Source organism: Clavibacter californiensis (assembly GCF_021952865.1).
In the GTDB taxonomy this organism is placed as follows: Bacteria; Actinomycetota; Actinomycetes; order Actinomycetales; family Microbacteriaceae; genus Clavibacter; species Clavibacter californiensis.
The window spans coordinates 1-21,162 of sequence record NZ_CP040792.1; the positions used below are offsets into that span (position 1 = coordinate 1).

At 71.8% G+C, this 21,162-nt stretch carries 19 protein-coding genes; 5 read left to right on the forward strand and 14 right to left on the reverse strand.

Going from position 1 to position 21,162, the window contains the following annotated elements; genetic code table 11:
- Positions 1-164 precede the first annotated feature (164 nt).
- The 8 genes from guaA to guaB form a co-directional block, all read right to left on the reverse strand.
- Positions 165-1,745, reverse strand: coding sequence for a glutamine-hydrolyzing GMP synthase (guaA, locus tag FGD68_RS00005; protein WP_119373325.1), 1,581 nt, complete (start codon positions 1,743-1,745; stop codon positions 165-167).
- A complete protein-coding gene (locus FGD68_RS00010) occupies positions 1,742-2,338 on the reverse strand; it encodes a DUF3817 domain-containing protein (protein WP_119373324.1) in 597 nt (198 codons plus the stop codon). Before FGD68_RS00010 ends, guaA begins: the two co-directional genes overlap by 4 nt.
- A gap of 9 nt (positions 2,339-2,347) precedes the next feature.
- Positions 2,348-3,346, reverse strand: a complete 999-nt coding sequence (locus tag FGD68_RS00015; protein WP_119373323.1) for an SURF1 family cytochrome oxidase biogenesis protein — start codon at positions 3,344-3,346, stop codon at positions 2,348-2,350.
- Positions 3,346-4,866, reverse strand: a complete 1,521-nt coding sequence (locus tag FGD68_RS00020) for a cation:proton antiporter (protein WP_237609628.1) — start codon at positions 4,864-4,866, stop codon at positions 3,346-3,348. Before FGD68_RS00020 ends, FGD68_RS00015 begins: the two co-directional genes overlap by 1 nt.
- Positions 4,867-4,869: 3 nt before the next feature.
- Entirely contained in the window at positions 4,870-5,403 is a 534-nt protein-coding gene (locus tag FGD68_RS00025; RefSeq protein ID WP_012039247.1) for a cation:proton antiporter regulatory subunit, read from the reverse strand.
- A gap of 101 nt (positions 5,404-5,504) precedes the next feature.
- Positions 5,505-6,623 carry a GuaB3 family IMP dehydrogenase-related protein gene (locus tag FGD68_RS00030; protein ID WP_104236002.1) on the reverse strand — a complete coding sequence of 373 codons (1,119 nt, stop codon included), beginning with the start codon at positions 6,621-6,623 and terminating at the stop codon, positions 5,505-5,507.
- The gene (locus tag FGD68_RS00035; protein ID WP_237609629.1) at positions 6,616-7,716 is read right to left on the reverse strand and encodes a hypothetical protein; all 1,101 of its coding nucleotides are present in this window, start codon (positions 7,714-7,716) and stop codon (positions 6,616-6,618) included. Before FGD68_RS00035 ends, FGD68_RS00030 begins: the two co-directional genes overlap by 8 nt.
- Positions 7,717-7,883: 167 nt before the next feature.
- On the reverse strand, positions 7,884-9,386 hold the full coding sequence (gene guaB / locus FGD68_RS00040; RefSeq protein ID WP_104236000.1) for an IMP dehydrogenase: 1,503 nt from the start codon (positions 9,384-9,386) through the stop codon (positions 7,884-7,886).
- A 276-nt stretch (positions 9,387-9,662) separates the two neighbouring features.
- Between guaB and FGD68_RS00045 the strand changes: the two genes are divergently transcribed.
- From FGD68_RS00045 to FGD68_RS00060, 4 genes are read left to right on the forward strand one after another with little or no spacing between them, the layout of a single operon-like run.
- Entirely contained in the window at positions 9,663-11,084 is a 1,422-nt protein-coding gene (locus FGD68_RS00045) for an ABC transporter permease subunit (RefSeq protein WP_104235999.1), read from the forward strand.
- A 6-nt stretch (positions 11,085-11,090) separates the two neighbouring features.
- Positions 11,091-12,062 (forward strand): branched-chain amino acid ABC transporter permease, encoded by a 972-nt coding sequence (locus FGD68_RS00050; protein WP_104235998.1) that lies wholly within the window; start codon positions 11,091-11,093, stop codon positions 12,060-12,062.
- Positions 12,055-12,978: an ABC transporter ATP-binding protein gene (locus tag FGD68_RS00055; RefSeq protein WP_119372712.1), complete on the forward strand. Its 924-nt coding sequence runs from the start codon at positions 12,055-12,057 to the stop codon at positions 12,976-12,978. Before FGD68_RS00050 ends, FGD68_RS00055 begins: the two co-directional genes overlap by 8 nt.
- Positions 12,975-13,733, forward strand: a complete 759-nt coding sequence (locus FGD68_RS00060; RefSeq protein WP_104235996.1) for an ABC transporter ATP-binding protein — start codon at positions 12,975-12,977, stop codon at positions 13,731-13,733. The genes FGD68_RS00055 and FGD68_RS00060 overlap by 4 nt, the downstream gene beginning before the upstream one ends.
- A 362-nt stretch (positions 13,734-14,095) precedes the next feature.
- Here the strand turns inward: FGD68_RS00060 and FGD68_RS00065 are convergent, their stop codons facing one another.
- From FGD68_RS00065 to groES, 3 genes are all read right to left on the reverse strand, one after another.
- The gene (locus FGD68_RS00065) at positions 14,096-15,376 is read right to left on the reverse strand and encodes an ABC transporter substrate-binding protein (RefSeq protein WP_104235995.1); all 1,281 of its coding nucleotides are present in this window, start codon (positions 15,374-15,376) and stop codon (positions 14,096-14,098) included.
- A 178-nt stretch (positions 15,377-15,554) separates the two neighbouring features.
- Complete coding sequence (gene rarD, locus FGD68_RS00070; protein ID WP_119372711.1) at positions 15,555-16,508, reverse strand: EamA family transporter RarD; 954 nt, start codon at positions 16,506-16,508, stop codon at positions 15,555-15,557.
- 160 nt (positions 16,509-16,668) lie between these two features.
- Complete coding sequence (gene groES / locus FGD68_RS00075; protein ID WP_012039257.1) at positions 16,669-16,965, reverse strand: co-chaperone GroES; 297 nt, start codon at positions 16,963-16,965, stop codon at positions 16,669-16,671.
- 144 nt (positions 16,966-17,109) lie between these two features.
- Between groES and FGD68_RS00080 the strand changes: the two genes are divergently transcribed.
- Positions 17,110-18,312, forward strand: coding sequence for a class I SAM-dependent methyltransferase (locus FGD68_RS00080; protein WP_119372710.1), 1,203 nt, complete (start codon positions 17,110-17,112; stop codon positions 18,310-18,312).
- Positions 18,313-18,397: 85 nt separating this feature from the next.
- Here FGD68_RS00080 and FGD68_RS00085 read toward each other — a convergent pair whose 3' ends face one another.
- From FGD68_RS00085 to tsaB, 3 genes are all read right to left on the reverse strand, one after another.
- Positions 18,398-18,817 carry a DUF4190 domain-containing protein gene (locus FGD68_RS00085; protein WP_119372709.1) on the reverse strand — a complete coding sequence of 140 codons (420 nt, stop codon included), beginning with the start codon at positions 18,815-18,817 and terminating at the stop codon, positions 18,398-18,400.
- Between the two features lie 104 nt (positions 18,818-18,921).
- Positions 18,922-20,541: a tRNA (adenosine(37)-N6)-threonylcarbamoyltransferase complex transferase subunit TsaD gene (gene tsaD, locus FGD68_RS00090; protein ID WP_237609630.1), complete on the reverse strand. Its 1,620-nt coding sequence runs from the start codon at positions 20,539-20,541 to the stop codon at positions 18,922-18,924.
- Complete coding sequence (gene tsaB, locus FGD68_RS00095; RefSeq protein WP_237609631.1) at positions 20,538-21,155, reverse strand: tRNA (adenosine(37)-N6)-threonylcarbamoyltransferase complex dimerization subunit type 1 TsaB; 618 nt, start codon at positions 21,153-21,155, stop codon at positions 20,538-20,540. Before tsaB ends, tsaD begins: the two co-directional genes overlap by 4 nt.
- Positions 21,156-21,162 lie beyond the last annotated feature (7 nt).

The following is a 21,162-nucleotide window of genomic DNA, read 5'->3' on the forward strand; positions in this document are numbered from 1 at the left end:
TGTGGCTGTACGTCGAGCTGCTCCGCATCTTCGCGATCCTGCGCGGCAACAACTAGCACCACAGCAGGTCCCTGGCACAGCACCGCGGACCGGCAGCACGACGAAGGCCGCTCCCCTCGGGGAGCGGCCTTCGTCGTGTCAGCGCCGGAGCGCGAGCGGGAGGATCACTCCCACTCGATGGTGCCCGGCGGCTTGGACGTGACGTCGAGCACGACGCGGTTCACGCCGTCGACCTCGTTCGTGATGCGGTTCGAGATGCGCGCCAGCACGTCGTACGGCAGGCGGGTCCAGTCAGCGGTCATCGCGTCCTCGCTGGAGACGGGGCGCAGCACGATGGGGTGGCCGTAGGTGCGGCCGTCGCCCTGCACGCCGACCGAGCGCACATCCGCGAGCAGCACGACGGGGCACTGCCAGATCTCACTGTCGAGGCCCGCGGCGGTGAGCTCGGCGCGCGCGATGGCGTCCGCCTTGCGGAGCAGCTCGAGGCGCTCGGCCGTGACCTCGCCGACGATGCGGATGCCGAGGCCGGGCCCGGGGAACGGCTGGCGACCCACGATGACCTCGGGGAGGCCGAGCTCGCGGCCGATGGCGCGCACCTCGTCCTTGAACAGGGTGCGGAGCGGCTCGACGAGCTCGAACTTGAGGTCCTCGGGGAGGCCGCCGACGTTGTGGTGGCTCTTGATGTTCGCGGTGCCCGTGCCGCCGCCCGACTCCACCACGTCCGGGTAGAGCGTGCCCTGCACGAGGAACCGGATGGGCTCGCCGTCGGCCTTCGCCTCGAGCACGAGCGCCTCCGCGGCGCCCTCGAACGACCGGATGAACTCGCGGCCGATGATCTTGCGCTTGGCCTCAGGGTCCGTGACGCCCGCGAGTCCGTCGAGGAACTGGTCGGCCGCGTCGACCGTGACGAGGCGGACGCCCGTGGCGGCCACGTAGTCCTCCTCGACCTGGCGGCGCTCGTCCTGGCGGAGGAGGCCGTGGTCGACGAAGACGCAGGTGAGCTGGTCGCCGACCGCGCGGTGCACGATCGCCGCGGCGACCGCGGAGTCGACGCCGCCGGAGAGGCCGCAGATGACGCGGGCGTCGCCGACCTGGGCGCGGATCCGCTCGACCTGCTCGGCGATGACGTTGCCGCTGTTCCAGTCGCCGGGGATGCCGGCGGCGCGGTGCAGGAAGTTCTCGAGCACGGCCTGGCCGTGCGCGGAGTGCTTGACCTCGGGGTGCCACTGCACGCCGTAGAGGCGGCGCTCGTCGCTCGCGAAGGCGGCGACGGGCGTGGACGCGCTCGAGGCGAGGACCTCGAAGCCCTCGGGCGCCTTCGACACGGAGTCGCCGTGGCTCATCCACACGGTCTGGTCGTCGGGCTGGCCGTCGAGCAGGGTGCTGCCGGGCGTGAGCGTGACCGCGGTGGATCCGTACTCGCGCGCTCCCGTGTGCGCGACCTCGCCGCCGAGCGCGCGGGCCATGACCTGGAAGCCGTAGCAGATGCCGAGGACGGGGACGCCGAGCTCGAGGATCCCCTCGTCGAGGCCGGGCGAGCCCTCCTCGTAGACGCTGGACGGGCCGCCGCTGAGGACGATGCCGGACGGGTCCTTCGCGCGGATCTCCTCGGCCGTGATCGTGGACGGCACGATCTCCGAGTAGACGTTGGCCTCGCGGACGCGGCGGGCGATCAGCTGCGCGTACTGGGCGCCGAAGTCGACGACGAGGACGGGGCGCTGGTTCGTGGGGTTGTCGACGCTCAAGGGGTGGCCTCCGTGGTGGTGGTCGGGTCGATGGGTCGGGGGTCCGCGTCGTCGCGGTCGTCGCGGTCGTCGCGGTCGTCGCGGTCGTCGCGGTCGTCGCGGTCGTCGCGGTCGTCGGCGGACGTGCTCGCACGGCGGGGAGCCTCGAGCTTCGCGATGACCTCCCGCACCCGGCGGGCGATGCGCGCCTCGACGATGAAGGAGAGGAACGGCACGACGCCGCCCGCGGCGATGAGGATGAAGCGCGTGAACGACCAGCGCATCTTCTGCCAGAGCAGGAAGTCGCTGATGAGGTAGACCACGTAGATGTTGCCGTGGACGATCTGGATCAGGAGGCTGAGGTTGGTGCCCGTGAGCGTGTCCGCCGGGGACAGCGCGAGGAAGCCGGAGGGGCCGTTCAGCTCGAGCTCGTAGCCGGCGCCGGCCAGGTACTGCAGGGATCCGTCGACGAACTGGAAGCCGGGCAGGTACTTGATGCCCATCTCCACGACGAGGAGGAGGAGGAACGCGCCGGTGATGAACGCCATGACGCGGTAAAAGCCGAGCACCCTACGGATCTGCGGGACGTCGGAGCGCTTGAGTCCGTAGGCCATGCGTGGATCCTACCGGTCGGCGTCTGCGCGGCTCCCGCGCCCGGGAGCTCCGACGGGGTCGTCGCGGTCGCCCTCGGGGAGCGGATCCTCGTCGTCGTCCTCGTCCTCGTCCTCGCGGTAGCCCGGCTGCTCACGGGTCCAGGTGTCGCGGACGGTGCGGTACCAGATGACGATCGCGAAGATCGCGAACACCGCCCACTCCGCCGCGTAGAAGATGTTCAGCCAGTTGAGCTGCACGGCCTCGCTCGGCGGCGGCGAGTCGATCGTCGCGAGGCCTACGACCGGGGTCGACGCGACGATGAAGCCGTTGTAGACGTCGCCCACATCGCCCGGCCAGAGGTTGACGAGCGCGGCCGTGCTCAGCCGCGTCATGCGCTGGGGATCCTGGCCTTCACCCGCGGGCTCGGGCTGCTCGCTCGGGAGGAAGCGGCCGACGATCTCCTGGACCCCAGTCGGGGATCCGTCGCCCGCGTTCAGCTGCGCCGCGACGGCCGCCGCCTCCTGGTCGGTCGCGGCCCACCCGAGCGCGACCGGGACGCTGGCGGGCAGCGCGTCGGGTGCGGGATCCGCGGGGGCGCCGTCGTCCGTGATGGACAGGTGGCCGACGACCCAGGCGCCGGTGCGGCCGGCGTTGAGGCGGTCGGAGACGACGACGAAGTCGCCGGGGACGAGCGAGCCCGCGACGGTGACCATGTGCCCGGCGGACGTGTCGGTGACGTAGCCCTGCGGCTCGACCAGCGTGCCGAGCGGCAGCGCCGTCTCGGTGTCGCGCTCGATGACGACGCCCGACTCGACCGCGCGCGCCAGCTGCCACTGCCCCAGCGCGGCGAAGCCCGCGGCGATGACGAGCGCGAGCGCCAGCAGCGCGAGCGAGCGGGGGCGGCGGGCGACCTGGCCGATCGTGGGGCCGGGGGCGCCCGGCGCACCGGAGCCGCCCTGGCCGGAGACCGCGGGCTCGGAATCGGGACGCGCGGCGGCGTCGGAGCGGGGGTCGGATGCGTGCGTCATCAGTAGTCGGGTTCCCGTTCGCGGGTGGGTGGTGTCCAGGTGTCGTGGTCGGACTGCTGGCCGGCTTGCTCGGCGCGGCGGTCGGGGGCGGGACGCGGGCCCTCGGCGCCGCCGGCGTCTCCGTCGTCGTCCGCCCCGGGCCGCACGGGGCGCGCGCCATCGGCCTCGGGGCCGGTGCCCGGCGTCACGCCGCGCGCGACGGTGCCCGGGCGGGGCCCCGCCGCCGCGAGTCCGTCGTCGAAGGCGTCGCCGGGCGCCCGCTCGCCGCGCTCGGCGGCCTCGAACAGGGCGAGCGCGCCGGCGCGCTCCGCGTCGCGCCCGGCCTTCTCGGCCGCGCGCTTCGTGGCGGAGCGGTACCTCGTGGGCAGCACGGCCGTGCCGATGTGCACCGAGTTCGCGGCGAGGAGCGGCCCCATGATCGCCATCACCAGCACGTAGAGGCCCGCGAACGGCTGGATCCGCTCGTCGAGCCCCGCCGACAGCGACAGCGTCGCGAGGATGAGCGCGAACTCGCCGCGGTTCTGGAGGATGAACGCCGTGTTGATGCCGGCCTGCGCGCCGTGCCCGTTGAGCCAGGCGACGAACTGCCCGGCGATGATGTTGAGCACCACCGTCATGAGCACCGCGATGAGCACAGGGACGACCACGGTGGGGAACTCGCCCGGATCCAGCGCGAGGCCGAAGTTGAGGAAGAAGAACGCGCCGAACACGTCGCGCAGCGGGATGGCGATCTGCTCGATGCGGTTGCGCACCCGGGTCGCGCCGAGGACCAGCCCGATGAGGAAGGCGCCGATCGCGTCCGTGACGCCGAGCACCTCGCCGATGCCGCCGAACAGGATCGCGAGCCCGAAGAACAGGACGGTGAACAGCTCGACGTCGCGCGTGCGCATGAACCGCGACAGGAACGCGCCGCCCTTGCGCGCGACCGTGAACATGACGACGAGGAAGGCGAACGACACCGCCAGCTGGCCGACCACCGCCCACGGCTCGGTCTGCCCGCTCAGCACGACCGACACGATGGCGAGGTAGACGGCGATGAAGATGTCCTCGACCACGGTGACGCCCAGGATCATGGGCGTCTCGTCGTTGGCCAGGCGGTTCAGCTCGATGAGCAGCTTGGTGACGATGGCGCTCGAGGACGTCGCCGTCATGCCCGCGATGATGAGCGCCTCGCGGGTGCCCCAGCCGAGCGCGAACCCGAACGCGAACCCGACGCCCATGTTGATGAGCACGTACGAGCCGCCCGAGATGATGAGCTTGCCGGCGTTGCCGAAGAACTCGTCCTGGTCGAATTCCAGCCCGAGGTTGAACAGCAGGAGGATCAGGCCGAACACGGCGATCAGCTCGATGTCGCCCGAGGCGAAGTCGAGCGGGAACCAGTCGACGCTCGGGCTCGCGAGGAGCCCGACGAGCATGTAGATGGGGATCGCGGGCAGGCCGATGCGCTTGCCGAGCTGACCGAACGCGTAGGCGAGGACGAACAGCAGGCCGAGGACGATGAGGTCGAGGCCGTGGTGCACCCGCTACCCTCCGTCCGGCGCGGAGCCGGGCGCGGGGCGGTGCGGGAACTCGCCCGTCCGGTAGAACGCGAAGGCCTTGGCGACCTTCTCGGGGGAACCGGCGACGACGAGCGTGTCGCCCGGGTAGACGGTGAAGTCGTCGGATGGCGCCGGGTTGGCGGACTCCCCGCGGACGACCGCCACGACCGTGAGCCCGACGACGCCGCGCGACGCGAGGTTGCCGAGCGCCTGGCCGGCGATGTGGTCGTCGTAGTCGACCGTGAACCAGTCGATGCTGAGGCCGGGGATCTGGTCGAGCTTGTCGAGGGACTCCGTGATGCGCGTGCCGCCGAGCAGCTCGGCGAGCGTGTGCGCCTCGTCCTCGCTCAGGCGGAGCGAGACCTTCTGCGTGTCGGGACCGTCCTGCTCCTCGGAGAAGGTGATCAGGTCGCTGTGGCCGGAGCGGTGGGCGATGACGCCGACCTTGCCCCCGTCGTCGGTGATGAAGGTGTGCAGCACGCCGACACCCGGCAGCTTGACGCGACGGACCTCCGCCATGCGCGCACCTCCCTCTTCCTATGGTTCACAACGCGGGCCGCGCCCCGCATGTTCCCGGACCGCTCGACGCGGGACGGGCCCGGCCTGGAGGCCGGCGCGGACTACTTGCCGTACGGCGCGACGACGACCTCGACGCGCTGGAACTCCTTGAGGTCGGAGTAGCCGGTGGTCGCCATCGCCCGACGCAGCGCGCCGACGAGGTTGGCGCTGCCGTCGGCCGTGGTGGACGGGCCGTAGAGGATCTGCTCGAGCGGCGCGACCTGGTCGACCCGCACGCGGTGGCCGCGGGGCAGCTCGGAGTGGTGCGCCTCGGCGCCCCAGTGGAAGCCCTGGCCGGGCGCGTCGGTGGCGCGCGCGAGCGTGGATCCGAGCATGACCGCGTCGGCGCCGACGGCGATGGCCTTGACGATGTCGCCCGAGCTGCCGAGGCCGCCGTCGGCGATGACGTGCACGTAGCGGCCGCCGGACTCGTCCATGTAGTCGCGGCGGGCGCCCGCGACGTCGGAGAGCGCGGTGGCCATGGGCGCGTGGATCCCGAGGGTCGAGCGGGTTGTCGACGCCGCTCCCCCGCCGAACCCGACGAGCACGCCGGCCGCGCCCGTGCGCATGAGGTGCAGGGCCGCCGTGTAGGTGGCCGCGCCGCCGACGATGACCGGGACGTCGAGCTCGTAGATGAACTTCTTGAGGTTGAGGGGAGCCGCGCCCTTGGAGACGTGCTCCGCCGACACGGTGGTGCCGCGGATGACGAAGAGGTCGACGCCTGCCGCGACCACGGTCTCGTAGTGGTCGGCGGTGCGCTGGGGCGACAGGGCAGCGGCGACGACGACGCCGGCCGCGCGGATCTCCGCGATGCGCGCCGTGATGAGCTCCGGCTTGATCGGCTCGGCGTAGATCTGCTGCATGCGCGCGGTGGCCGACTCGGGCGGCAGCGAGCGGATCTCCTCGAGCAGGCGCTCCGGGTGCTCGTACCGGGTCCATAGGCCCTCGAGGTCGAGGACGCCGAGGCCGCCGAAGCGCCCCATCGCGATGGCCGTCGCCGGGGAGACCACGGAGTCCATGGGGGCAGCGAGGAACGGGATCTCGAACTGGTACGCGTCGATCGACCACGCGACCGACACGTCCTGCGGGTCGCGCGTGCGCCTCGACGGGACGATGGCGATGTCGTCGAACGCGTACACACGGCGGGCCCGCTTGGCGCGGCCGATCTCTACATCACTCACCCACACAGCCTAGCGGCGGGCTCCTGCGCGACCGGCCGAGGCCCGGATCCCCCCGCATCCCCGTGACGGGCGGCGCGGCACGCCGCTCGGGCTCGAGCCCCGCGTGCAGCAGGAGCGCACGGAGCCGCCCGGCGGCCAGCACGTCCCTCTCGGTCGCCTCGACGACGCGCCACTCCGCGCCCTCTTCCCCCTCCGCCGCGCAGGACCCGACGACGAGGGGATCCTCCGGGCCCGCCCCGCGGATCCGGAGCCCGACCCGCTGCCGCGGCCAGGCCAGCGCGAGCCGCCCGTGACCCGACACGAGCGAGCCGACGGCCGGCCGCGCCAGCCCCGTCTCCGCCGCGACACCGCGGGCGATCGACTCCACGGGGCCGCGCGCCGCCCCGTCCGCGGCCTCGACCAGGAGCTCGGCGCGCCTGCTCCACGGCCCCGGCCCCCGCAGCTCCCTCTCCGCGTGGAGCTCGGAGCGCGTCACGGGGACGAGGCGCGCGTGCGCGAGCGCGTCGTCGAGCGCGACCAGCCCGTGGGCGCACCAGCCCGGCCCGGGCGCCGCGGCTCCGCGCACGGCGGCCACGGCCGCGTCGTGCGAGGCGGCGAGCGCCGTCGCCGCGAGCGTGGGCAGCCGCACGCCACCCGGGCCTCGCGTGACCGGCGAGCGCCCGCAGGAGGGATCCCGCACGATGCGCGTGCCCGCCCGGCGCCCCGGCGGCAGGCCCGCCACGTCGAGCAGCGTCACGTGCAGCGGCCACGGCGCGAGGCGCGGCAGCCCGTGCACGGCGGCGGCGGATGCGCCGCCGAGCGCCACCGGTGCCGGGGAGACCCGGGCGAGCGCGCGGATCCGCAGCAGGTGCCGATCCCGCGCCGACACCGCCTCCCACGCCGCGCGCTCCACGTGCACGCCGGCCCGCAGCCGCACCAGCTCCCCGCGCGCCTCCGCTCGGGCGACGACGGCGGGATCCGCGCGCTCCTCCTCGCCCACCGGATCCGCCCCCGGCAGGGCCGTGCCCCCCGAGAGGAGCAGGACGACCCGGGGTGGCCCGAGCGTCGCGGCGTCGAGCGGACGGGCGTCGGGCGCGGGCGGGGTCGAGGGCATGCGGGCAGTGTCGCGGCCGACGAGGGCCGGGGATGCCTCCGGCCGCGACTCGCCGGACGCGGGATCGGAGCCGCGCCCTGTGAGGGAGCGCCCGGACGCACGAGGGGCCGGTGCGCACGGCACCGGCCCCTCGTCGTCACCGCGCGGGATCCGCGCGGCTCACCGCATCAGCGCCGGTAGTTGGGCGCCTCGACGACCATCTGCACGTCGTGCGGGTGCGACTCCTTGAGCCCGGCCGCCGTGATGCGCACGAAGCGCCCGCGGTCCTTGAGCTCGCCGACCGTGCGCGCGCCGACGTAGAACATGGACTGCCGGAGGCCGCCCGTGAGCTGGTACACGACGTTCGCGAGGGATCCGCGGTAGGGCACCTGGCCCTCGATGCCCTCGGGGATGAGCTTGTCGTCGTTCGGCACGTCCGACTGGAAGTAGCGGTCCTTCGAGTAGGAGGTCTTCGAGCCGCGCGTCTGCAGGGCGCCGAGCGATCCCATCCCGCGGTAGCTCTTGAACTGCTTGCCGCCCACGAACATGAGGTCGCCCGGGCTCTCGTCGCAGCCGGCGAGGAGGCTGCCGAGCATGACGGTGTCGGCGCCGGCGACGAGCGCCTTCGCGATGTCGCCCGAGTACTGCAGGCCGCCGTCCGCGATGACGGGGATGCCCGCCGCGCGCGCGGCGAGCGACGCCTCGTAGACCGCGGTGACCTGCGGCACGCCCACGCCCGCGACGACGCGCGTGGTGCAGATGGATCCGGGGCCGACACCCACCTTGATCGCGTCCGCGCCCGCATCGATGAGCGCCTGCGCGCCGGAGCGCGTGGCGACGTTGCCGCCGATCACGTCGACGTGCGAGGTGGCGGGGTCGGACTTCAGGCGACGGATGATGTCGAGCACGCCCTTGCTGTCGCCGTTGGCGGTGTCGACGACGAGCACGTCCACGCCGGCCTCGACGAGCGCGAGCGCGCGCTGCCAGGCGTCGCCGAAGAAGCCGATGGCCGCGCCGACGCGGAGGCGGCCCTCGGCGTCCTTCGTCGCGTCCGGGTACTGCTCCGACTTGTCGAAGTCCTTGACGGTGATGAGCCCGCGCAGCTTCCCCTGGTCGTCCACCAGCGGGAGCTTCTCGATCTTGTGCTCCGCGAAGATCGCGATCGCGTGGTCCGGGTCGATGCCGACCTGCCCCGTGATGAGCGGGGTGCGCGTCATGACGTCGCGCACGAGCGTGGTGGCGGCCTGCACGGGCGAGACGAAGCGCATGTCGCGGTTCGTGATGATGCCCACGAGCGTGCCGTCGGACTCGACGACCGGGAGGCCGGAGACGCGGAACTGGCCGCACAGGGCGTCCACCTCGGCGACCGTCGCGTCGGGGCGCGTGGTGACGGGGTTGGTGATCATGCCCGACTCGCTGCGCTTGACCTTGTCGACGAAGGCGGCCTGGTCCTCGATGGAGAGGTTGCGGTGGATCACGCCGAGACCGCCCTGGCGCGCCATCGCGATGGCCATGCGCGCCTCGGTGACGGTGTCCATCGCCGAGGAGAGGAGGGGTGCGGCGACGCTGATGTTGCGGGTCAGGCGGGAGGTGGTGTCCGCCTCGCTGGGGATGACGTCGGTGTGCCCCGGCAGGAGCATGACGTCGTCGTAGGTGAGGCCGATGACGCCGAACGGGTCGGACTGGTCCAAGTTCCCTCCAGGGGGATGAGAGGCGGATGAGATACCCGGGGGACCGCGTCGGCAACCGGTGTCTCAATGTTAACGGGACGGGCCGAGCGGCATTCCCGGCATATCACGCCTCCACGCCGTACGCGCCCGAAACATCCAGGACATAATCAGCACGTACTGTCAACCAACGTCGTCCTGACGGTAGTCGCGGTGCCTGTGCGGATGTACCCGTCCCACGGCTCCCCCTATGGAGGTCTAGTGATAGCCACTGGTTCGGCCGGAGCACGCGCGCAGCGCATGTGGGCCCTGATTCTCGCGGTGGCGTTCGCCTGCACCGCACTTCTCCTCACGGCCCCATCGGCTGCCCACGCGGATCCACGCGCGGCGCCCCAGGCGGTCGACCCGGCGTCCGCCGAGCAGTCGCTGCTCGTCTGGGTCCGGGCGGACGCCGACAAGACCGGCATCGCCGGGGTCACCGTGAAGGTGTCGGGCGGCGGCGTCGAGGCCACCGGTACGACCGGCACGGACGGCAAGGCCGAGGTCGGCCTCAGCGCACCGGGTTCCTTCACGGTCGAGGTCGACGAGTCCACCATCCCCCAGGGCGCCGGCGTCCCCCGCGCGGGCTCGAGCCCCCGCGAGGTCGACGTGGCCGCGGGCAACAAGAACGTCCCCGCCTTCTTCTTCATCTCGCCCGACGGAGCCGCGGCCGGAGCCGCGGGATCGACGCCGGCACCGAGCGCGAGCGCCGGCACGGGCACCTCCTCCGGCGGCGAGACCGCAGCGCCGGACACCGAGACCGGCACGGTCTCCGGCACCGCGGAGCCCGTGACCCAGAACAACTTCTGGAAGATCTTCTGGCCCAAGGTGGTGACGGGCCTCATCTTCGGCCTGCTTCTCGCCCTCGCGGCCATCGGCCTCTCCCTCATCTACGGGACCACGGGCCTCAACAACTTCGCGCACGGCGAGCTGGTGACCTTCGGGGCGCTCATGGCGTACCTCTTCAGCAACGTGCTCGGCCTCAACCCGGTGCTCGCGATCATCATCACGGTGATCCTCGGCGGGGCCTTCGGGTTCGTGCAGGACGCGGCCCTCTGGAAGCCCCTGCGGAAGCGGCGCCTCGGGCTGGTGCCGCTCATGATCGTCACCATCGGCCTGTCGCTCGCGCTGCGCTACATCTTCCAGTTCATCTTCGGCGCCGACCGCCTCACGCTCCCGAACAGCCCGGCGCCGTTCCTGGTCGTCGGCCCGGTGAGCCTCAAGTTCACCGACGTCGCCGGCGCGATCGTCTCGATCGTGCTGCTCCTGGCGGTCGCGTACGTGCTGCTCTACACGAAGATCGGCAAGGCCACCCGCGCCGTCTCCGACAACCGCTCGCTCGCCGCGGCGTCGGGCATCGACGTGGAGGGCGTGATCCGCGTGGTCTGGATCGGCGGCGCCGCGCTGGCCGCCCTGTCCGGCGTCTTCATCGCCTACTACCAGTCGCTGCGCTGGGACACGGGCGCGTCCATCCTGCTGCTCGTCTTCTCGGCCGTCGTCCTGGGCGGACTGGGAACGGCGTTCGGAGCGCTCATCGGCTCGATCGTGATCGGCGTCTTCATCAACGTCAGCACCATGGTCCTGCCCGAGAACATGAAGTACGTGGCCGCTCTCGTGGTCATGATCGTCATCCTGCTCGTCAGGCCCCAGGGCATCCTGGGTCGGAAAGATCGGATCGGTTAGCCGCGCATGAACTCCAACTTCATCTTCCTGGCGATCGGCGAGATCTTCTCGCCCACCACCGCGGCGTACGCGCTCGCGACCGTCGGCCTCGTGATCCACTTCGGGTTCACGGGCCTGCTCAACTTCGGACAGGCCGGCTTCATGGCCATCGGCGGCTACGCGTTCGCCATCACGGCGGTCATGTACGAGTGGCCGGTGTGGGCGTCGCTGCTCGCGGCGATCGTCGCCTCCACGGTGTTCGCGCTCATCCTCGGCATCCCGACGCTGCGGCTGAGGGCGGACTACCTGAGCATCGTGACCATCGCGGCCGCCGAGATCATCCGGCTGAGCGTCAAGACACCGGAGTTCTCCGACGTCACGGGCGGCTCCGAGGGCATCAACGGCGCGGCGAACGGCTTCAACGCGCTGAACCCGCTGCCCGAGGGCCGCTTCGGCTTCGGCGTGCTCACCTACTCCGCCGACCAGTGGTGGATCCGCATCGTCGGCTGGGGCCTCGTCGGCATCGCCTGCCTGCTGGTCTTCCTCCTCATGCGCAGCCCCTGGGGCCGCGTGCTGAAGGGCGTGCGCGAGGACGAGGACGCGGTCCGTGCTCTAGGCAAGAACGTGTACTCCTACAAGATGCAGGCGCTCGTGCTCGGCGGCGTGTTCGGCGGGCTCGCGGGCGTGGTCTTCATCCTCCCGAGGTCGCTGCAGCCCGACAACTACGGCACGCAGCTCACGTTCTTCCTCTACACGATCATGCTGCTGGGCGGTGCGGCCACGATCTTCGGGCCGGTCATCGGCTCGATCATCTTCTGGGTCACGCTGTCGCTCTCGGACGGCCTGCTCAGCCTCGCGGTGTCGAACGACTGGCTGCCCATCTCGAGCACCCAGCAGGGCCCGATCCGCTTCATCATCGTGGGCGTCGCGCTCATGCTGCTCGTGATCTTCCGACCACAGGGCATCTTCGGGAAGAAGAAGGAGACGCACTTTGCCTGACAAGACCCCGGTCTCGGCCATCCTCGACGGCGACGCCGCTCCGGGCTGCGCCAAGAAGGACCCCATCATCGTCGCCCACGGTGTCAGCCGGCAGTTCGGCGGCCTGAAGGCGGTCGACGTCGACCACCTCGAGATCCCCCGCGGCTCCATCACGGCCCTCATCGGCCCGAACGGCGCCGGCAAGACCACGTTCTTCAACCTGCTGACCGGCTTCGACAAGCCGAACACCGGCAGGTGGGAGTTCTCGGGCAAGGACCTCGCCGGGATGAGCGCGTTCCGCGTCGCCCGCCTCGGCATGGTGCGCACCTTCCAGCTCACGAAGGCGCTCGGCGGCATGACCGTCCTGGAGAACATGCGCCTCGGCGCCACCGGCCAGGGCGGCGAGAACTTCTTCTCCGCGCTGATCCGCCCCCTCTGGCGCAAGAAGGAGGACGAGATCACGGACCGCGCCCGCGGGCTCCTGAAGAAGTTCAAGCTCGACACCAAGGAGGAGGACTACGCGGACAGCCTCTCCGGCGGTCAGCGCAAGCTCCTCGAGATGGCGCGCGCGCTCATGACGAAGCCGGAGCTCGTGATGCTCGACGAGCCCATGGCCGGCGTCAACCCGGCGCTGACGCAGTCGCTGCTCCACCACATCCTCGACCTCAAGACCGAGGGCATGACCGTGCTGTTCGTCGAGCACGACATGCACATGGTCAACGAGATCGCCGACTGGGTGGTCGTGATGGCCGAGGGCCGCATCGTCGCCGAGGGTCCGCCCTCGACCGTGATGAGCGACCCCGCCGTCATCGACGCCTACCTCGGCGCCCACCACGACACCGACCTCGGCACCCTCACGGGCCAGCGCGAGGTGGCGAAGGACATGGACTCCGACCTCGTGAAGAGCGAGATCGAGAAGGAAGCGGCAGACAAGTGACGGTAGAGCGGGTCCTCCAGACCACCGACCTCCACGCGGGCTACCTGCCCGGGGTCAACATCCTCAACGGGTGCAACGTGCACGTCGACAAGGGCGAGCTCGTGGGCATCATCGGCCCGAACGGCGCCGGCAAGTCCACGCTGCTGAAGGCGATCTTCGGCCAGGTGAACGTGCGCGGCGGCAGCATCGAGCTGAACGGCCAGGACATCACCGGGCTCAAGGCCGACAAGCTCGTCTCCCGCGGCGTGGGGATGGTGCCGCAGAACAACAACGTCTTCCCCACGCTCACGATCGACGAGAACCTGCAGATGGGCGCGTACCAGAAGCCCAAGATGTACAAGGAGCGGCTGGCGTTCGTCACCGACCTGTTCCCGGAGCTCGGCAAGCGGCTGAAGCAGCGCGCCGGATCCCTCTCGGGCGGCGAGCGGCAGATGGTCGCCATGTCGCGCGCGCTCATGATGGACCCGACGGTGCTGCTCCTCGACGAGCCGTCGGCCGGGCTCTCCCCCGTCCGCCAGGACGAGACGTTCATCAACGTCGCGCAGATCAACCGCGCGGGCGTCTCCGTGATGATCGTGGAGCAGAACGCCCGGCGCGCGCTGCAGATCTGCGACCGCGGCTACGTGCTCGACCAGGGCAAGGACGCGTACGAGGGTCGCGGGCGCGAGCTCATGAACGACCCGAAGGTCATCGAGCTGTACCTCGGCACGCTGGCCGCCGACCAGGAGAAGGCGAAGGCGGCGCCCCAGCCCTGATCCCTCCTCGCACGACACGACGCGGCATCCCTCCGGGGGTGCCGCGTCGTCGTCTGCGGAGCGGGCGCGCGTCGCGGCGCGCTCACGGGGAGGCATCCGCTGACGGCGTACGGCGTGAAGGCGTCGCGTCGTGGCGGTCGCCGTATCGGTCGCGCCGCCGCCTCTCGGACGGTGACGCCCGGTCGCGGCATCCGCGTGGCAGGCCCCCGGATCCTGGAGCCGCAGCAGCCGTGAGGCGGGAGCGCGAGGCGGCGGCCGCGAGACGCGAACCTGCACCCGTGCACGCCGAAGGGCCCGGTCCATGCGGACCGGGCCCTCAGCCGTGCGTGGTGCGTGTGCTAGCTAGCTAGCTAGCTAGCTAGCTAGTCGAGCTTGCCGTAGACCTGCTCCTCGAAGGTCGTGGTGTTGCCCGTGCCGTACTTGTAGACGGAGACGTACGCCTCGGTCGGGTCGCCGTTCTCATCGAACGTGATCGGGCCGGAGAGGCCGTCGTAGTCGATGTCGGTGCCCGCCGCGATGAGCTTCGCGCAGTCCGCGAAGGTCGTGCACTTCTCGCCGTCCTCGGAGACGGACTGCAGGTTCTCCTTCAGCGTCGCGCCGTCGGTCGCCTTGCCCTGGAGCGCGGCGAGCGCGAGGAGCACGGTGCCGTCGTACGACTCGGCGGAGTAGCTGAACACCGTGAGGGCGGGGTCTCCCTTGGCCTTCACCATGTCCTGCAGGCGGCCCTGGAAGTCCTCCTTGGCCTCGACGCCGGGGTTCGTGAACTGCGCCCCCGCGATGTCGACGTTCGTGTCGGTCTCCTTGATCACGCCGTAGTTGCCGTCCGTGCCGTAGAACTTCGAGAAGTCGAAGCCCTTCGACGCCAGCTGGTCGGCGATGGTCTTGATCTCGTCGAACGAGATGACGACGAGCGCGTCCGGGTTCGGGGCGAGCACCGAGGTGATCGCGCTGTTGAAGTCCGTCGCGGACGGCTCGAAGACCTGCTCGGCGGCGATGGTGGCGCCGCCCGCCTCGAGCGTCTTCTTGATGTTCTCCTCGAGGCCCGTGCCGTAGGCGTCGTTCATGTAGAGGATCGAGACGTTGGTCTTGCCGTCCTGGAGGATCTTGTTGCCGAGGATGCGGCCCTGGAGCACGTCCGAGGGGGCGGTGCGCCAGTAGTAGCCGTCGTCCGCGTAGGTCGAGAAGTCGGGCGAGGTGTTCGCCGGCGAGAGCTGCACGACGCCGGCCTGGGTGACCTGGTCGATGAAGGTCTTCGAGACGCCCGAGGACGCGGCGCCGATGATGGCGCTGTTGCCGTCCGCGATGAGCGAGGTGGCGGACTGGCTGGCGATGTCGGTCGTGGTGTCGCCGGAGTCCTTGGCCGTGTTGGTCACCGTGATGCCGGCCTTGGCGTCGTTGATGTCCTTCACCGCGAGGTCGACGCCGGCGAACTCGGGCGGGCCGAGGACCGCGAGGGAGCCCGTCTGCGGCAGGATCGTGCCGATCTTGAGGTTCAGGCCGCCGTCGGCCGTGGTGCCCCCCTCGCCTCCGCCGCCGGAGCAGCCGGCGAGGACGAGGGCGCCGGCCACCGCGATGGTGACGGCGCTGAGGGCGGTGCGGGCGGATCGTGAGCGGGAGGCCGAAGCCCTGCCGAATGCGCTCATGGTGCTCCTTATGGATGTGTGTGGTGATGCTCGGGAATGTGTCGCATGAGGCACGCGAATGCGCGCCTCGCCTGGTGCGACCCTATGGCGCGGATGAGACGGACACAATGCATCGGCATTTCCGTCGTGTAACGCGACCGGATCGTTACCATTCGGGGAATGCGCGACGGGATCCGAATCAGATGCCGTCGACGACCGCCGGAACCTTCTGCGCGGGTGCCGCGACGGAAAGCGTGCGGCGGGACGCACGGATCATGTCGATCGTGAGCAGCGCGAGCGCCGCCCACACGATCGCGAATCCGGCCCACCGCTCGGGCGGCATGGCCTCCTGCATCACGAAGACGCCGAACGCGAATTGCAGCAGAGGCGCCAGGTACTGCGTGAGCCCGATCACCGAGAGCGGCAGGCGCCCGGCGGCGAATCCGAAGAGGAGGAGCGGGCCCGCGGTCACGACGCCCGTGCTGACCATCAGCAGCGTGTGCCCGAGCGACACCGTGCCGATGGTGAGGCCAGCGCCCGCGCCCGTGATCACGAGCATCGTCGTGGCGGCGGGCACCAGCCAGGCCGTCTCCAGCGCGAGGCCGGAGAGGGCGTCGGCTCCCCCGCTCACGCGCTTCTTCACCAGCCCGTAGAGCCCGAACGACCCGGCGAGCGCGAGCGACACCCACGGCAGCTGCCCGTAGCCGACGGCGATGACGGCCACCGCGACGGCGGACAGGCCCACGGCGGTCCACTGCAACGGGCGCAGGCGCTCGCGCAGGAGGATCACGCCGAGCAGCACCGTGACGATCGGGTTGATGAAGTAGCCGAGCGCGGTCTCGACGACGTGGCCGGAGAGCGTGCCGTAGACGTACACGGTCCAGTTGACCAGGATCAGGTGGCCCGCCAGGCCGAGCCCGAGGAGGATCCGCGGGCGGCGCACGATGGCGACCACGCGCGACCAGCGCCGGGCGGCCGTGATGACGATGGCGCAGACGACGAGCGAGAAGAGGATCCGCCAGCCGACGATCTCGAACGCCCCCGCCGGCACGAGCAGCAGGAAGAAGACGGGGAGGACGCCCCACAGGCCGTACGCGCCGACGGCGGCGAGGAGACCGGTGCGGGTCGAGGTCTCGGGGGCGGGGCGCGTCACCTCCCGAGGCTAGCGCCGCGGACGCACGATGACGCCCGCGGCGACGGGACCGCCGGCACGCGCGAGGGTACGCCCGGACGCACGAGAGCCCGGCCGAACGTGTCGGCCGGGCTCCCGGGTGAAGCGGTGATGCGTGGTGCGGTGTCGCTGAGGCGGAGCGTCAGCGCTCGATGACGGCGAGCACGTCGCGCGCGGAGAGGACGAGGAGGTCCTGGCCGTCGTACTTGACCTCGGTTCCGCCGTACTTGGAGTAGATGACCTTGTCGCCCACGGCGACGTCGAGCGGGACGCGGTTGCCGTTGTCGTCGATGCGGCCGGGGCCCACGGCCACGACCTCGCCCTCCTGGGGCTTCTCCTTGGCGGTGTCGGGGATGACCAGACCAGACGCGGTGGTCTGCTCGGCTTCGACCTGCTGGATGACGATGCGATCCTCGAGCGGCTTGATGGAGACCGACACGGTTGACCTCTTCCTTCGTGACTAAGGGACAAGACTGATTGGCAATCTCCCGGGGAGAGTGCCAGGTGAGATTCTACGGGCCGCGCTTGCACTCGCGCAACGCGAGTGCCAATCGGTGCAGAGGGGCCCCGGTACGGTGGGCGGATGGATCAGACCGACCTCCGCGAGGTGCTCTCGCTCGAGGGGCTCCGCCTGCTCGACTCCCTTCCCGCGCCCGCGCCGGGGGACGACATGGTGCGGATGGTGAGCGCGCTGCGCGGCGAGGGGCACTCCCCGGCGCTCGTGTCCGCCGTCCTCACGCAGTCGCGGCTGCGAGCGAAGGCCGGGGTCAAGTTCGGCGAGTTCGCCGCGCGCATGCTCTTCACGGAGGCCGGGCTCGAGCAGGCGACGCGGTTGCCCGTCGCCGCGCAGCACGCGGGGCGCTTCCAGCAGGCGGGCGTCGCGCACGTGGCCGACCTCGGCTGCGGGATCGGCGGGGACGCGATGGCGATGGCGGCCATCGGGATCCGCGTCACGGCCGTCGAGCGCGACGAGGTGACCGCGGCGGTCGCCGGCTGGAACCTCGCGCCGTTCCCCGAGGCCGAGGTCGAGCAGGGCACGGCCGAGGCGTTCGACGCCGGCCGCGTCGACGGCGTCTACCTCGACCCCGCGCGGCGCACGGACGGCCACTCGTCGACGCGCCGCATCTCGGATCCGGATGCGTACTCCCCCACGCTCTCCGCCGCGTTCGGGCTGGCCGCGGGCCGGGCCGCGGGCATCAAGCTCGGACCGGGCCTCGACCGCGACCTCATCCCCGCGGAGGCGGAGGCGCAGTGGGTCTCGGTCGATGGGCAGGCCGTGGAGATGGGCCTCTGGTTCGGGCCGACGCGGCGAGACGGGATCCGGCGGGCGGCCCTCGTGATCAGCGGCGGAGCCCAGGCGGAGCTCACGTCGGCGGCCGACAGCGAGGATGCCGAGCTCGGCGAGCTGGGCGCGCACCTGTACGAGCCGGACGGCGCCGTGATCCGCGCCCGCCTCATCGGCGACCTGGCGCGCTCGCTCGACGGGCGGATGGTCGGCGACGGCATCGCGTGGATCACGTCCGAGCGAGAGCAGGCGACGCCGTTCGCGCGCGGCTTCCGGGTGCGCGAGGTGCTGCCGCTCGACGAGCAGCGGCTGAAGCGCGAGCTGCGGGCGCGCGGGATCGGGACGCTGGAGATCAAGAAGCGCGGGGTCGACGTGGATCCGGCGCGGCTGCGCACGCGGCTGCAGCTGAAGGGCGACGGATCGGCGACGCTGATCGCGACCCGGGTCGGCGGGCGGCGGGTGGCGATCCTCGCGGACCGGCACGGGGTCGCCGCGGGCTGAGGTGGGGCCCTGGGCCCCCTCCCCGGACGCGATGACGCGGCCGCCCCCGAGGGGACGGCCGCGTCATCGTGCTGCGGGTGGCGCGTTACGGCGCGGTCGGGATCGGCGTGCCGTTGATCTCGCCGGTCTGGATCGCGGTGTTCACGAACACGACGACGACGAGGACCACGACGATGCTGACGAGCACGCCGACGATGCCGAGGATGATGCCGGTGAGCCAGAAGCCCTTGGTCCCGGGGTTGCGCTTGCGCGCGAGCACGCCCGTGATGATCGCCGCGATGCCCACGAAGAACGTGAGGAACCACAGTGGGAGCGACAGGACCACGGACACGATGCCGAGCACCATCGAGGTGATGGCGAGGCCCTTCTTGGGCGCACCGCCCTGGCCGGGCTGGTAGGGCGCCGCGTAGGGCGAGCCGGCGGCGGGAGCGGCCGGGTAGGCGGGCTGGCTCGGCGCGGGCGGGAAGCCGTCGTGGGAGCGGTCCGGGTTCTGCGGATCGGTCATTGTCGTTCCTTTCGTCCCTGGGAACATACCGTGATGCGTGCCCCGGGATTCTCCCGTTCGGGAAATAGCCGCGAAAGGTCCCCGCAATGGGGGCGTCGGGAGGGTCAGCCGACCTGGACGACGGTGACCGGCAGCGTCGAGTCGGCGCCGAACGCGAGCCCGGACGGGGCGCGGCCCGACTCGATGAGGCGCGCGCCGAGGGCCGCGATCATGGCGCCGTTGTCGGTGCAGAGCGACAGGGGCGGGATCCGCAGCTCGATGCCCGCCGCCCGGCACCGCTCCGCCGCCAGCTCCCGCACGCGCGCGTTCGCGACCACGCCGCCGCCCAGCAGCAGGCGCGGGATCCCGTGGTCGACGCACGCGGCGACGGCCTTGGTGAGCAGCACGTCGACGACGGCCTCGCGGAAGCTCGCGGCGACGTCCGCGACGGGCACGGGCTCGCCGGCGTCCTGCCGCTTCTCGACCCAGCGGGCGACCGCGGTCTTGAGACCCGAGAACGAGAAGTCGTAGCGGTGGCGCTCCATGTCCTTGGGGAGGGAGAGGCCGCGGGGGAAGCGGATCGCCTTCGGGTCGCCGTCGGCCGCGACCCGGTCGATGTGCGGGCCGCCGGGGTAGGGCAGGCCGAGCACGCGCGCGACCTTGTCGAAGGCCTCGCCCGCGGCGTCGTCGATGGTCTCGCCGAGGAGCTCGACGTCGTCCACGAGGTCGCGCACGAGGAGGAGCGAGGTGTGGCCGCCGGAGACCAGCAGCGCGATGCTCGGGGTCTCGAGCGGGATGCCCGGCCCGCCGTCGGTGCTGAGGAGATCCGCGCCCACGTGTCCGACGAGGTGGTTGACGCCGTGCAGCGGGATGTCGAGGGCCACCGCGAGCGCCTTCGCCGCGCCGACGCCGACCATGAGCGCGCCGGAGAGGCCGGGACCCGCGGTGACGGCGATCGCGTCGAGCTCGCGGAGGGTGACGCCCGCCTCGGCGAGGGCCGCATCGATGGCGGGGGTGAGCGCCTCGAGGTGGGCGCGGGCGGCGACCTCGGGCACGACGCCGCCGTAGCGCGCGTGCTCGTCCATGGAGCTGGAGATGACGTTGGCGAGGAGCGTCTGGCCGCGGACGATGCCGATGCCCGTCTCGTCGCATGAGGTCTCGATGCCGAGGACGAGGGGGCCGGCGTCGCCGCCCGCGGTCTCGTCGACGTGCGCCTCGGCGTCCGGTGCGGCGGATGCCGGGCGCTCGGCGGGCGCGTCCCGCGGCTCGGCGACCTCCGGCGGCGTCGCGGCGAGGGCGACGCGCATCACGACGGCGTCCACGTCGTCCGGCTGGTAGTAGTGCGGTCGCACTGCGATGGCGTCGAAGCCGAGCGAGGAGTACAGGGCCTGCGCGACCGGGTTGTCGGCGCGCACCTCGAGCAGGACCTCGCGGGCGCCGCGGGCGTGCGCTTCGGCGACGAGACGAGTGAGGAGGGCGCGTCCGATCCCCCGGCCCCGGCTGCCGTCGGCGACGGCGATGGTCTGGACGTCGGCGGCGTGCGCGCCGCGCGGGCAGGAGAGGCCCGCGTAGCCGAGGATCCCGCCGTCGGAGTCGTCGACGGCCACGACGTACCAGCCGTGGCGAGCCGTCAGCTCACCGCGCATCGCGTCGGCCGACCAGGCGTCGGAGACGAACGTGGTGGTCTCGAGGTGCATCAGCGCGGGCAGGTCGGCGACCTCGGCCGGACGGAACACGACGCTCACGACGTGACCCGCTTCGGGCCGGCGGAGACGGTGACGTCGGGCGAGCGGAGGTAGAGCGCCTCGTCGGCCGCGAGGGGCAGGCCGAGCTCGTCCATCCGGCGGGCGACCTGCGCGAGGGACGCCGCGCGGACGCCCGCCGCGTCGATGCGGTGGTCGGCGGTCGGCACGTCGTCGGGCTTGCTGAGGCCGGGGCCAGCCGTGCGCTCGGCGACGCCTCCGGCGACGGGCTCGCGGTAGACGGACCAGTACAGCTCGCGGCGACGCGCGTCGGTGACGACCACGAGGGATCCGGTGCCGCCCGCCGCGTAGTGGTCGTGGGCGACGGCGTCGTGGCTGACCACGGGGATCACGCGCACGTCGAGGCCGGTCGCGAACACGCGGGCCGCCGCGATGCCGACGCGGAGGCCGGTGAAGGGACCGGGGCCCATGCCCGCGACCACGGCGCGGACGTCGCAGCGCTCGATGCCGGACGCGGTGAGGCACTCGTCGAGCAGCGTGCCGATGACCTCGGCGTGCCGCATGGTGTCGGCCTCCTGGCGCTCGGCGAGCACGCGGCCGTCGGGGTCGATGACGGCGACGCCCGTGCCGGCGGAGGTGTCGATCGCGAGGAGCACTGGACGA